Source organism: Cytobacillus sp. EB106-05-05-XG126 (assembly GCF_058791715.1).
Genome location: NZ_JBYTDU010000011.1, coordinates 17,487 through 30,346 on the forward strand (window position 1 = coordinate 17,487; position 12,860 = coordinate 30,346).

The window sequence follows — 12,860 nt, forward strand, 5'->3', positions numbered from 1 at the left end:
AACCCAAAGAAGCTGCATCAAAGTATAGGATAGAGACCACATCTTCACTAAAAACCCAAAGAAGCTGCATCAAAGTAAAAGATAGAGACCACATCTTCACTAAAAACCCAAAGAAGCTGCATCAAAGTAAAGGATAGAGACCACTTCTTCACTAAAATTCCAAAGAAGCTGCATCAAAGTATAGGATAGTAACCACATCTTCACTAAAAACCAAAAGAAGGTACGTCAAAGGATAGGTTAGTAACCACATCTTCATTAAAATCCAAAAAAAGCCGCATCAAAGCATAGAAACCAGGTCTCCACTAAAAACAAAAAGAAGGGCAGCTTCAAAGCATAGAATAAATACAAGGTAGACTACTCTCTATACTCAAGGGAATTTGAATACTTTGACCAAAATACATTTCAAAAAGGTTCATAATAGGATGTCTTACCAAATCCATTGATCTGATATTGCTTAGATAAGATTTTTTGAGTAGATCTTTTTGAGTTTAGAATATTACAAAACATATGAATAGACTTGGTTGTTATTTTTTTTTCAGGGAATAGTATTTTATATTCTTCAACACTTCTCAATATAGCAAATTCGGTTTTCTCAATTGATCCGCAGCCGCATTTTAAATTGTTTTTATTTAATAAAGACATAAATAAGCCACAAGAAGTACATTTAACCCCCTTTTCTAATTCTTCAAAAGTATACTTAAAATGCCTGCCATAAGGAATATCTTTCATATGAAGCGACATTAGCTTTTCCGCCAACACAAAATGATTTTTAGTTGCCGGCTGGGATTTCATTTTCAATGTGTCTAAAAAGCGATTAAGCTGCGCTGGAAATATAGCAGGAAGATTCATTGCGGCCTGATACAAATGAAATTCGGGGTTAATAAAAATAAGAAGAGCCTTAAGTGGGGTTTTTACTCTCAATTCATGCAGAAGTCTTCTCAGGAGTGATTCACTTCGCTGCAGCTGCAGAAGGGGGTTTTTCACTTCGTTTTTTGATGGTGCTGTGTACCATCTGTCTTGATCGATATAGAAGTCTCCTTCATAATTCTTGACTTCAAAAATATAAATACAGTCCCCAGTGATTAATAGTGAATCTATTTGGAAAAGGGTGTTACTGTAATCGAACAATAAATCATTAAGAATAATCCATTCCTCAGACGATTGTTCCAGCAGTTGATCAAATTGCTGCTCTCCTGAAAAACCTTTTTCTAAATTAAGAAAGTAGCTGTAATCTTTAGGGGAAAGCCGCATTCTTCCCTGTAAACAGCGAAGCAGCTTTAATTCCTCTGGTTCATACCGAAGTTTTACTATCATAATTCACATCCCTATATTCAAGATAGCTTCATTCTATGCAATGTTTTCCATTAACACAAGTTATACCCTTTGAAAAAGTCAAAATATTGCACCATTTAGTCAATTCAGTCACCTATATAGGTAAACGGTTTCAAATATAATGTAGGAAAGCGTTTGCAAGAGAAGAGGGGGCGGTGAAGAGAGTTGGAGACAAAGGTTGAGATCGGGGAACCGGTAATTAAGTCAGAGATTAAAACAGTTTCCAGGAAAAAAGCAAATTTGAAAAAGATCTTAACATACCTTGCTTTTGTAGGACCGGCATTAATTTTTTTCCTGGTGATACAAATCATTCCTTTCCTAATGGGGATTTATTATTCGTTTACGTCCTGGAATGGAGTTAGTTCTGTAGTTGAGTGGGTTGGGCTTGAAAACTATATAAAGATTTTTAAGAGTGATCCCAAGTTTTTTGATTCCTTTATATTTACTACTAAATTTATGTTAGCTTCGGTTATTATTAGTAATTTACTAGGGTTTGGGCTTGCATTATTATTGAACGCAGCCTTGAAGTCCAGGAATTTATTGAGGACTGTGTTTTTCATCCCGAATGTTATTGGGGGATTATTGCTTGGGTTCATCTGGCAGTTTATTTTTGTAAAAGGGTTTGCTGCTATCGGTAATCTAACGGATCTTTCAGTTTTTAAGCTTCCATGGCTTGGAGATGAGACAACAGCATTCTGGGGCATTGTAATTGTGTTTGCCTGGCAGATCAGCGGATATATGATGGTTATTTATATTGCAGCACTGCAGGGGGTTGATCAGACACTGCTTGAGGCAGCAAGAATCGATGGAGCATCAAGCTGGACACTGCTGACAAAAATAATCATTCCGCTTATTTTACCGGCATTTACGATTTGTTTCTTCTTAACGATATCAATGGCATTTAAGATTTTTGACCTGAATATTTCACTGACAGGCGGCGGGCCATTTAACTCGACACAATCGGTTGCGATTAACATTTATCAAGAGGCATTCCAGAATAACCGGTATGGTCTTGGTACCGCAAAATCGATTTTATTCTTCCTTGTGGTAGCTATTTTTACAACGGTTCAGGTGATGATGACGAAGAAAAGGGAGGTTGAGGCATAATGAATCCCAGATATACGAAGGTTACGCTGCTGCTGGAGATCATCGGAATTCTATTAGGGATCATATTCCTTATTCCTTTTTACTTCGTGTTCATTAATTCTGTAAAGGGTTTTGCAGATATCCTGATTGATGCTGCAGCATGGCCGCAGGAATTTTTATTCTCCAATTATCTGAAGGTATGGGATATCATTAATTTCCCTCGGGCCTTCTGGAATTCGCTTATAATAACGGTAATCAGCAATATTGGACTGGTTGTCATCAGTTCTATGGCTGCCTGGAAGATGGTTAGGACTCCGGGGAAATTCAGCAAAATCCTGTTTGTTTTATTTGTATCTGCGATGGTTATTCCATTCCAGACCGTTATGATTCCTCTGATGAAACTCGGTGGCACGCTGAATCTGACAAACAGCATACCTGGTCTCATCATTATGTACTTTGGCTTTGGTGTACCATTATCACTTTTCCTTTATCACGGTTTTATTAAAACAGTTCCAATCGAGATCGAAGAGTCGGCCCGAATTGATGGGTGCAGCCAGTTTGGCGTCTTTTGGAGAATTGTTTTTCCGCTTCTGAAGCCAATAACTGTAACGGTTGTCATTCTAAATACATTGTGGATCTGGAATGACTATCTGCTGCCGCTTCTGGTGCTTCAGGATGCAGAGCTTAGGACGATTCCTTTGGCCACAAGCTCATTCTTCGCACAATATACAAAGCAGTGGGATATGGGACTGGCTGCCCTTGTGATGGGCATTACACCGGTCATCATTTTCTTCCTGTTCCTGCAGAAGCATATTATAAAAGGCATTGCACAAGGATCCATTAAGTAGTGGTAGAGACTTTTACATCCAAAGAGGCTGTGAAAGTTTATATAAAATTATTCAGGGGGGAAACAAAATGAAACGCTTTGCTCTATTACTGCTGTCATTGATTCTGATGGCCGGCATTATGGCGGGCTGTTCTTCTTCCAGCTCTTCAGGGGATGAAAAGCCAAAGGATGATTCAAAAAATGGTGATGAAGTGGTAACACTGAACATGTTCCAATTTAAAGTGGAGATTGCCGATCAGCTTCAGGAAATGATTAGCGAATTCGAAAAAGAGCATCCAAATATTAAAATTAAGCTTGAGTCTGTCGGAGGCGGAGCTGATTATGGTGCCGCATTAAAAGCGAAGTTTGCTTCCGGAGAACAGCCTGACATTTTTAATAATGGCGGATTTAAGGAACTGGAGCTTTGGAAAGAGCACCTTGCTGACCTTTCAAATGAGCCGTGGGCAGAGCATGTACTTCCAATTGGAAAGGTGCCAACGACCGATACAGATGGCAAGCTTTATGGAATGCCGGTAAACCTGGAAGGATACGGGTTTATTTATAACAAGGATTTATTTAAAGAAGCGGGAATTACTGAACCGCCTAATACGATTTCTGAATTGAAGGATGCTGCTAAAAAGCTCAAAGATAAAGGAATTACCCCTTTCTCTGCCGGTTACGGTGAGTGGTGGGTCATTGGGCAGCATTTGTTAAACATTCCATTTGCACAGCAGGAGGATCCTGTTGCATTTATTGAAGGCTTATACAGCGGATCTGAAAAGTTAACCGGCAATGATAAATTTAAAGAATTCAAAGAAGTTCTTGATACTGAAATTAACTTCGGAAATGACAATCCGTTAACAACTGATTACAATACGCAAGTCACACTATTTGCTTCCGGCAAAACAGCTATGCTTCAGCAGGGGAACTGGACAGAGAACATGATTCTTGAAATTGACCCTGACATTAATATGGGATTCCTCCCGATTCCTCTGACTGATGATGAAGCTAAGGCAGACCGTTTACCGGTAGGCGTGCCGAACAACTGGGTTCTTAACAAAAACTCTGAGCATCTTGAAGAAGCCAAGTTATTCCTTAACTGGATGGTTTCATCTGAAACAGGCAAACGTTATATCACAGAAGAGTTTGCTTTCATTCCAGCCTTTGACAATATTGAGCCAACAGGTTTAGGGCCACTTGGAAAGCATATTCTTGAGTATTCTAAGGAAGAGAAAACGATTCCTTGGACATGGTTCAGATGGCCGGATGGTGCAAATAAAGAGTTTGCAGCAACAATCCAGGAATATGCTGCCGGAAAGATTGATTATGATACGGTTGTTGAACGCTTCCAGGCATCCTGGGATAACTTGAAATAAATTTTGGTGAAACGGGAAGCATGTCTGCAAAAGATATGCTTTCTGTTTTCTATTTTTATCGCAGTCTAACGTGCAGTAAGACCCCCACTTCAAGACTCAGAGGAATCAAAGGAGGATAAGTGGGGGTCAAACTGCCCAATCTAGCTGCGGCTCCTAGGGGCTCGAGGTCATAAGCCAATCAGCTGATGGGAAGAAAAGCACTCCCCACCATCTGCTCGTCTTATGCTTGTCACCCCAAGGCAAGTCGCCTCGCTTTATAATGTAAAGGCCCGATTGGTGAGATACAGTGAAACTTGCCGACGCGCAGGCAGAGGCTTAGTTGAACCAATCGGGTTCGTAGTGTCGATTGATCGAAGCGCTAGCGGAGATCTTAGCGACACTAGAACGCGACTAACAATCAGTGGGGGATAAGGAAAACCCCCACTGATTGAAGTTTCACTTTATAATCCGGAAAATCCCATAGAAAAAAGGCATCCCCAAAAAGGGAAGTTGCTTTATACTATTGTAAAAGAGATAGCAGCGGGGGATGTAAATGTTCAAAAGGAGCATTAGGAATAAACTGATTGTCCTATTAATGGTTGCCACAATCGTTCCATTTGGGGCGTCCATTATCATCACTTACTACCATACAGCCGAATCCTTGAAGGACCAGGCCATTAAAGAAAATAGCAACCTATTATATCAAGGAAAAGTGAACCTGGAGGGGTACATAAATGAACTGGATGGGCTGACACTATCTCTCTACAATAATCCAGGTTTTATAAACTTTTTAAAAGATCCGAGGAAGGAAAATAATTACCAGGCTGTCGAAGCTGTAAGAAATGTAATATCGACCATATTGTATGCTGAGGAAAATATCAAACGGGTTAATATAGCAGTTGCAAAGGAAGATCGGCTCATAACAGCGAGCCGCCGCTCTACTGTTGTTTTTTCAAAGAGGCTGACAAATGCCAATCAGGAATATTACGAAAAAGCGGAAGAAAGTCCAAACAATATGTTTCTTGAGCCGGTCCATAAGATAAAGGATCCTGATGAAAAGAAGCCTGAGAATGTAATTACGCTTCACCGGTCTTTAATCAATATTCCAGCGGATGATCTATTGGCCTATATATCATTGGAGTTTTCACCGGATCAAATAACCAATATCAGCCGCAATCTTTATTCGGGGGAAAATGAAGAATTTTATATTATATCTCCTGAAGGTGACATGATCTACCGTTCAACGGATGAAGCTGATAACGGGGATAAAACACCTGAGTGGATTGATTGGGTGATAGGGGCAAATAAAGAAAATGGCACGGCTGAATGGGAGGAAGATACATTCAGCGGTGTAATGATATACGATCAATTATCGAAAAATTCAGGCGGCTGGTATCTTGTTAAGCGAGTCCCATATACCACTTTATATGAAAGTGCATTCAGTGTGGCGAAAATCAATATCATGTTTGGCGTAATCGGGCTGTGCCTGGTTATTCTCGCCACGTTATTTATTTCTGTCAGAATTACCTCTCCCATCAGAATTCTCCTCAAAAATATCGATCAGGTTGAAAAGGGAAATCTTGATGTCCGTTTTAAATCTTTCGGTAATGATGAGATTGGTTATCTCGGGGATCGATTCAGGCAAATGATCGATAAAATTAATGATCTGATTAATCGGGAGTATAAGCTTCAGCTTGAAAACAAGACAAATCAGCTTAAGGTTCTGCAGTCACAGGTTAATCCGCATTTTTTATACAATGCATTGCAGTCAATTGGAACTGCGGCCTTGAAAAATCAGGGCCCGCAAATTTATTCTTCTGTTACCCGCCTTTCAAAAATCATGAGGTACAGCATGAATATGGAGGAGGGGATGGTTCCTCTTCAAAAAGAGATTGACCATACCAAGGCCTACCTTGTGCTCCAAAAGGAACGATTTGGTGATCAGCTTCAGTTTAATTTTCAGCTTGATGATGAAGCATTGGGGTTCCCTGTCCCGAAAATGATATTACAGCCTTTAGTGGAGAATTACTTTAAACACGGCTTTGATGCACGCGAAAAAACTGGAGAGGTTAAAATAACCTGCAGACAGGATGAATTTTACCTGGATCTTCTTATTGAGGATAATGGCACAGGCGTTTCTGAGAGCAGGCTGGAGGAAATCCGGATGCAATTGATGAATGACAGGATAGGGCAAAAGGGTGAGTCAATGAATATCGGACTGAAGAATGTTTATGTCCGGTTAAAACTTTATTATGGCAGACGGGCTTACCTGCAGCTTAAGAACTTGGAGCAGGGCGGGCTGCTGGTTTCTATTAAACTTCCAAAAAGGATGGAAGGTGGAAAAGATGAAAGCAATTATTGTGGATGATGAACAGCATGTGCGGGAAGGTTTAATGCTTCTTGGAGATTGGAGCCGTTTTGGAATTGACACGATCATGGAGGCGGCAGATGGAAATGAGGCCATAAAGCTGATTAAAGAGCATCGTCCGGAAATCATATTCACAGATATGAGCATGCCAAAGAGAGATGGCATAAGCCTTTTAAAATGGATACATTCTTCAGATCTATCCAGCAAGACGATTGTTGTCAGCGGATATGATGATTTCGACTATATGAGGAATGCCATCTGTTATAAAAGCTTTGATTATATCTTGAAGCCTATCGATCCGGACATTTTGAATGAAATCCTGGAAAAAGCCATTAATGAATGGAAGCAGCAAAATTCTCCAGTAGAATGCCATCAGGAGCAAAACAGGGAAATGAATGTGACCCAGCAAATAGAACAGTTTCTGCTGGAAAGCTATAACAAAGATATTAATCTGCAGGAAATTGCAGATAGATTTTATTTAAGCAGGGAGTACATCTCCAGGAAGTTTAAACAGGAATATCAGGCTACTATTACAGACTTTATAACGAGTGTCCGAATGAACAAGGCCAAGGAGCTTCTGCAGAACCATAAACTGAAAATCTATGAAATTGCTTTTCAGGTTGGCTATCAGGATGAAAAGTATTTTAGCAAAGTCTTTAAAAAGACTGAGGGAATTTCCCCAAATGAATATAGAAGTATGAATTAAGAAGGAGGAAGATCCATGATTAACGTGCTTGTCTGGAATGAGAATCGCCATGAGCAGAAGGATGAAAAGGTAAGGGCAGTCTATCCTGATGGTATCCATGGTGCCATTGCGGATTTTTTAAGTGGAGAAGATTTTAAGGTGAAAACAGCGACATTGGATGAGTCTGAACATGGACTCAGTGATGCTGTTCTACAGGAAACAGGTGTTTTAGTCTGGTGGGGGCACCTGGCGCATGGGGAAGTTGAGGATGCAATCGTCGAAAAAGTAAAACAAAGAGTACTCGATGGAATGGGGCTGATTGTCCTTCATTCCGGCCATTTTTCTAAAATTTTTAAAGTGCTGATGGGAACTTCCTGTGATTTAAAGTGGAGAGAAGCGGATGAAAAGGAACGAATTTGGATTGTAGACCCGAGTCATCCGATTGCAGAAGGACTTGGAGAATATATTGAACTGGAAAAAGAAGAGATGTATGGAGAACATTTTGATATCCCTGCACCGGATGAGCTTGTAATGGTGAGCTGGTTTGAAGGCGGTGAGGTTTTCCGGAGCGGCTGCACCTACAAGCGGGGAAAAGGAAAAATCTTTTATTTCCGTCCGGGACATGAAACGTATCCAACCTATTATCATAAGGACGTCCAGCAGGTTATTAAAAATGCTGTTAAATGGGCGAAGCCGGCTGATCTTCCGGTACCGGTCTATGGAAATGCGGAGCCGCTTGAGAGTATCAGTGTGAAACATGAAGGAGTGGAGAATTAAGATGAAAAAACTCAAGATTGGGATCATTGGATGCGGAAGTATAGCCAAGCATCGGCATATGCCTGAATATCATGCAAGCAGCGGGGCTGTCATTGCAGCAGTATGTGATATTAATGAAGGGCGTGCAAAAGGATTTGCTGATCTCTACGAGGCGAAGGCATACACCGATTATAGGGAATTGTTGGATGACACGGATATAGATGCAGTGAGTATCTGCACCCCGAATTATCTGCATGCTCCAATTTCAGTTGCAGCATTGAACGCGGGCAAGCATGTTTTAAGTGAAAAGCCAATGGCCACTTCTATGGAAGAGGCGCAGGATATGATAGAAGCGGCCCATAAAAATGGAAAGAAATTAATGATTGCTCATAATCAGCGCTTTGTTCCATCTCATAAAAAAGCAAAGGAGTTGATTGCAAGGGGGGAAGCGGGAAAAATCTACAGTTTCCGGACTGCTTTTGGACATGGCGGGCCGGAGGGATGGAGTGCAGATGGCAAAGAAAGCTGGTTCTTCAAAAAGGATCAGGCTTTTATTGGCGCGATGGGTGACCTTGGTGTCCATAAGACCGACCTCTTGCGTTACCTGCTGGGAGAAGAGTTTGCTGAGGTCGGAGCATTTGTCGAAACAAGTGCCAAAGCCGGTGCTGATGTCGATGATACAGCCGTATGCGTTTTGAAAACGGAAAGCGGTGTGATCGGTACATTGGCTGCAAGCTGGTCTTACGTATCTAAAGAAGACAATTCTACAATTATTTATGGTGAGAAAGCTATTTTGAGACTCGAGGATGATCCGGTGAACTCTCTCATTGTTCAGTATGCAAACGGTGAAACAGTGAAGTACGAGCTCGGCGGAATCCAGACAAATGAAGAAGGCGGGCAAAAGAGTTCAGGGGTCATTGACCACTTCATTGAAAGTATTTTAAATGAACAGGAGCCTGCCATCTCCGGTTCCGAGGGAATGAAGTCGCTCCAAGTGATTCTTGCTGCCCTGGAGTCCAGCGAAACAAAGCAGATTGTAAGAATTAATTGAGGTGCATCCATGAAAAAACTTCGGATCGGAATTATCGGTGCTGGCGGAATTGCCCAATCCCGGCATATTCCCGTTTTAATGAAATTATCGGAAAGTGCTTCCATAACAGCTATCTGCGATGTGAATGAGGATACTGCACAGCTGGCAGCAAAGAAGTTTGGAATCAGCAGCGCTTTTACAGATTATAAAGAAGTATTCAATGAAACAGATGCCGTGGTTATTTGTACACCGAATAAGTTTCATGCTGAAATTACTGCTGCTGCGCTGGAGGCCGGGCTGCATGTTTTGTGTGAGAAGCCGATGGCCATGACGGCGGAAGAATGCAGGAAAATGATTGAGGCAAGAGACAGGTCCGGGAAGGTATTGGCCATTGCTTATCACTACCGGTTTATGAAAGAGGCACAGGCTGCCAAAAAACTCATTTCAGAAAATGAAATTGGCACTCCGTTTGCAGCCCGGGCAAGAGCGATGAGAAGAAGAAAGGTGCCGGGCTGGGGTGTTTTTACCAATAAGGAACTCCAGGGCGGAGGAAGCTTGATTGATTATGGCTGCCATTTGCTTGACCTCTCGCTTTGGCTTTTGGGAAACCCGGCTGAAACGGAGGTATCCGGTACAGCTTACAATACATTAAGCAAAATGCCTGATCAGGTGAATCTATGGGGCAGTTTTGACCATCAATCCTTTGAAGTAGATGATCATGTGACAGCTTACATAAAATTTGCGAATGGCGCTTCCCTTCTTTTTGAGACTTCCTGGTCTGCGAATATTGAACAGGATGATGAAAGCCTCAGTCTTTCAGGGCAGTATGGAGGAATTGATTTATTTCCCTTCAGTTTAAATCAATCCAAACATGGAATGCTCCTGAATACACGTTCTGAATGGCTCCCGGGAGAAGATGACTATGCTTTAAAGCAGGCACGGAACTTTATTAACAGCTGTTTGGGCAGCGAAGAATTTATGGTTAAAGCAGAAGAAGCACTGCAGACAACCAGGATTATTGATGCGATTTACAGTAGCAGCAATCGAGAAATTTAAGAGAAGCCAGGAGGGGATTTTGTGAAGCTCGGCGTATTTACCGTATTATTTGCTGAGAAAAATTTTGAAGATATGCTCGATCATGTGAAAGCTGCAGGACTTAAGGCTGTTGAAATCGGAACGGGAGCCTATCCCGGTAACGCTCACTGCAGCCTGCAGGAGCTTTTGGAAAGCAATGAACTCCGGGATGATTACCTTAACAAGGTTTTGTCGAGGGGGCTAGAAATCAGCGCATTCAGCTGTCATGGCAATCCGATCTCACCTGATAAAGCATTTGCAAAGGAGTCAGACCGTGTATTATGCGACACGATTAAGTTAGCCAGCTTAATGAATGTTCCGGTTGTTAACTGTTTTTCCGGCACTGCAGGTGACGGGGATGGAGCAAAGCATCCGAATTGGCCGGTCGCACCGTGGCCGAATGAGTATGGAGAAGTGCTGAAATGGCAATGGGAGGAGAAGCTCATTCCTTACTGGAAGAAAGCAGGACAATTTGCCAAAGACCATAATGTGAAAATTGGTCTCGAACTGCATGGAGGATTTCTAGTGCACACTCCTTACACGCTTTTAAAATTAAGGGAAGAAACATGTGACGCCATTGGGGCCAATCTGGATCCAAGCCATTTATGGTGGCAGGGCATCGACCCTGTGGCAGCAATCAAGATACTGGGAAGAGAAAATGCCATTCATCATTTTCATGCAAAAGATACCTATATTGACCAGGAAAATGTGAATATGTACGGGTTAACGGATATGCAGCCGTATGGCAATGTGCAGACCAGGGCGTGGACATTCAGGTCAGTCGGATGCGGACACAGCCTGCAGGAATGGTCTGATATGATGAGCGCTTTGCGCACATTTGGTTATGACTATGTTGTCAGCATCGAGCACGAAGATCCGCTTATGTCGATTGAAGAAGGATTTACAAGAGCAGTAAGGAACCTAAAATCCATCTTAATCGAAGAGCAGCCTTCGGAAATGTGGTGGGTATAAAACAGGGAGGGGAAATAGCCCCTCTCTGTTTTTTCGACAAATTTCTCAAAAAGGGTTGACCATTTACGCTGATTTTAGTACTATAAAATAGTTGATTCGACAAAATGTATATTCATATTTGCATTTATGATTGAATATACATTCACAAACGCGGGTGTAGTTTAGTGGTAAAACCTCAGCCACGAGCGACACATCCATGAATCAACAGCGAGTTGCCTCGGCGCATAGGCTGCCTTGAATAATTTTTCAGAGGAAGAGGCATGCAAGAACGGGATAGAAGTCAGTAGTTAATAATTATATATAAACGCGGGTGTAGTTTAGTGGTAAAACCTCAGCCTTCCAAGCTGATGATGAGGGTTCGATTCCCTTCACCCGCTCCATACATAGCCAACGCAGTGTTTCGTTCAAAAAGAACGAGGTATTGCGTTTTTTCATGTTCTTTGGCTATTAAATAAAAAAATCGGGCGGCATCCGCAGATTCCACTCGATTTCTATAGAAGTGACTAACATTCAATGACCTTAAAGATTCCTTCTCCGCCATGCACTTGAGTGTACATGTTCATTAATGATTCTGTCATTTTTTCAGCCTTATCCGTTTCCAGAGAGGGGCGCAAATAAACAATTTGAACGGCATTGTTAGTCTGTTCGGTGACAGCTGTCCTTTCAGAGTCCACAAACGGACTGCCAAATGGCCCTTCCGCATCTTCACTGATTATTAAATTGGCAAGCGAATTGGGCCTTCCGTTTAAGCCGTTATATTCTTCGCCTTCTTTGCCTAACCTGATAGTCAGATGGCCTGAAAGCTTATCGGCATCATATAAGCCGATCGGTATTTGGTATTCCAGGGAAAAGAAATTGTTAATATCGATGGAGCTGTTGACCGGCTGCAGATAATTTTGTTTTTTAATTCTTCTGTAAAGTGCTTCTGCAGAATGGCGGTAGCGGTTTGGATCCTTGCCTGCCGTTTTGAAGATCTGCCGCCATTCTTTGATCCCTTCAAATTCTGTAACACTCTTGTCCTCTAAGTCAAAATAAATAGATTCCTGAAATAATTGGAGTCTGCCCTTTACCATTTGAGGAGATTGTCCGACTTCGATATTTTTATATGTAATAAATCCGACTTTAAAATGGGGCAATAATTTGCACAGCTCTGGAGCTATCATAATTTCCAAGCTTTCCACCTCCAAAATTACTTTAAAATAGTTTATCATAATAAGCGGTGATTCAATAAATTAAAGACTTTCCTGTATCTATCAGCCGCTTTGATGCAGTTCATTTTCACTTTGCTTGAATAAAGGGACCAGCGTTTTGAAGCATTTTATTTTCACTTTAGCTGAATAAGCGGTCACAAACCAGCGCTTTGACGCATTTTATTT

The 12,860-nt window shown here is 41.6% G+C and carries 11 protein-coding genes and 1 tRNA gene; 10 read left to right on the forward strand and 2 right to left on the reverse strand.

Annotated features, from left to right (window positions below):
- Nucleotides 1–402: 402 nt before the first annotated feature.
- On the reverse strand, nt 403–1,314 hold the full coding sequence (locus tag AC3WTL_RS20535; protein WP_394582991.1) for a nuclease-related domain-containing protein: 912 nt from the start codon (nt 1,312–1,314) through the stop codon (nt 403–405).
- Between the two features lie 183 nt (nt 1,315–1,497).
- Here AC3WTL_RS20535 and AC3WTL_RS20540 point away from each other — a divergent pair, with 183 nt between their 5' ends.
- From AC3WTL_RS20540 to AC3WTL_RS20585, 10 genes are all read left to right on the forward strand, one after another.
- Nucleotides 1,498–2,439 (forward strand): carbohydrate ABC transporter permease, encoded by a 942-nt coding sequence (locus AC3WTL_RS20540; protein WP_048012035.1) that lies wholly within the window; start codon nt 1,498–1,500, stop codon nt 2,437–2,439.
- The gene (locus AC3WTL_RS20545) at nt 2,439–3,266 is read left to right on the forward strand and encodes a carbohydrate ABC transporter permease (protein ID WP_048012034.1); all 828 of its coding nucleotides are present in this window, start codon (nt 2,439–2,441) and stop codon (nt 3,264–3,266) included. The genes AC3WTL_RS20540 and AC3WTL_RS20545 overlap by 1 nt, the downstream gene beginning before the upstream one ends.
- 67 nt (nt 3,267–3,333) lie before the next feature.
- Nucleotides 3,334–4,620, forward strand: coding sequence for an ABC transporter substrate-binding protein (locus AC3WTL_RS20550; RefSeq protein ID WP_222500966.1), 1,287 nt, complete (start codon nt 3,334–3,336; stop codon nt 4,618–4,620).
- A gap of 532 nt (nt 4,621–5,152) precedes the next feature.
- Nucleotides 5,153–6,967 carry a sensor histidine kinase gene (locus tag AC3WTL_RS20555; protein WP_492369956.1) on the forward strand — a complete coding sequence of 605 codons (1,815 nt, stop codon included), beginning with the start codon at nt 5,153–5,155 and terminating at the stop codon, nt 6,965–6,967.
- On the forward strand, nt 6,945–7,673 hold the full coding sequence (locus AC3WTL_RS20560) for a response regulator transcription factor (protein ID WP_248346555.1): 729 nt from the start codon (nt 6,945–6,947) through the stop codon (nt 7,671–7,673). Before AC3WTL_RS20555 ends, AC3WTL_RS20560 begins: the two co-directional genes overlap by 23 nt.
- 15 nt (nt 7,674–7,688) lie before the next feature.
- Complete coding sequence (locus tag AC3WTL_RS20565) at nt 7,689–8,429, forward strand: ThuA domain-containing protein (RefSeq protein ID WP_248346556.1); 741 nt, start codon at nt 7,689–7,691, stop codon at nt 8,427–8,429.
- A gap of 1 nt (nt 8,430) precedes the next feature.
- Nucleotides 8,431–9,459 (forward strand): Gfo/Idh/MocA family protein, encoded by a 1,029-nt coding sequence (locus AC3WTL_RS20570; protein WP_492369957.1) that lies wholly within the window; start codon nt 8,431–8,433, stop codon nt 9,457–9,459.
- A gap of 9 nt (nt 9,460–9,468) precedes the next feature.
- A complete protein-coding gene (locus AC3WTL_RS20575) occupies nt 9,469–10,494 on the forward strand; it encodes a Gfo/Idh/MocA family protein (protein ID WP_163144220.1) in 1,026 nt (341 codons plus the stop codon).
- A gap of 21 nt (nt 10,495–10,515) precedes the next feature.
- The gene (locus AC3WTL_RS20580; protein WP_222500974.1) at nt 10,516–11,484 is read left to right on the forward strand and encodes a sugar phosphate isomerase/epimerase family protein; all 969 of its coding nucleotides are present in this window, start codon (nt 10,516–10,518) and stop codon (nt 11,482–11,484) included.
- A 306-nt stretch (nt 11,485–11,790) separates the two neighbouring features.
- Nucleotides 11,791–11,864 (forward strand) — tRNA-Gly (locus tag AC3WTL_RS20585).
- A gap of 123 nt (nt 11,865–11,987) precedes the next feature.
- On the opposite strand, the gene AC3WTL_RS20590 is transcribed toward AC3WTL_RS20585, so the two are convergent.
- Nucleotides 11,988–12,656 (reverse strand): B3/B4 domain-containing protein, encoded by a 669-nt coding sequence (locus AC3WTL_RS20590; RefSeq protein WP_248346558.1) that lies wholly within the window; start codon nt 12,654–12,656, stop codon nt 11,988–11,990.
- Nucleotides 12,657–12,860: the final 204 nt, after the last annotated feature.

Coding starts and splice junctions, on each gene's coding strand:
- AC3WTL_RS20535 (WP_394582991.1), bottom strand. CDS start 1,314: ATGATAGTAAAACTTCGGTATGAACCAGAGGAATTAAAGCTGCTTCGC.
- AC3WTL_RS20545 (WP_048012034.1), top strand. CDS start 2,439: ATGAATCCCAGATATACGAAGGTTACGCTGCTGCTGGAGATCATCGGA.
- AC3WTL_RS20550 (WP_222500966.1), top strand. CDS start 3,334: ATGAAACGCTTTGCTCTATTACTGCTGTCATTGATTCTGATGGCCGGC.
- AC3WTL_RS20555 (WP_492369956.1), top strand. CDS start 5,153: ATGTTCAAAAGGAGCATTAGGAATAAACTGATTGTCCTATTAATGGTT.
- AC3WTL_RS20560 (WP_248346555.1), top strand. CDS start 6,945: ATGAAAGCAATTATTGTGGATGATGAACAGCATGTGCGGGAAGGTTTA.
- AC3WTL_RS20565 (WP_248346556.1), top strand. CDS start 7,689: ATGATTAACGTGCTTGTCTGGAATGAGAATCGCCATGAGCAGAAGGAT.
- AC3WTL_RS20570 (WP_492369957.1), top strand. CDS start 8,431: ATGAAAAAACTCAAGATTGGGATCATTGGATGCGGAAGTATAGCCAAG.
- AC3WTL_RS20575 (WP_163144220.1), top strand. CDS start 9,469: ATGAAAAAACTTCGGATCGGAATTATCGGTGCTGGCGGAATTGCCCAA.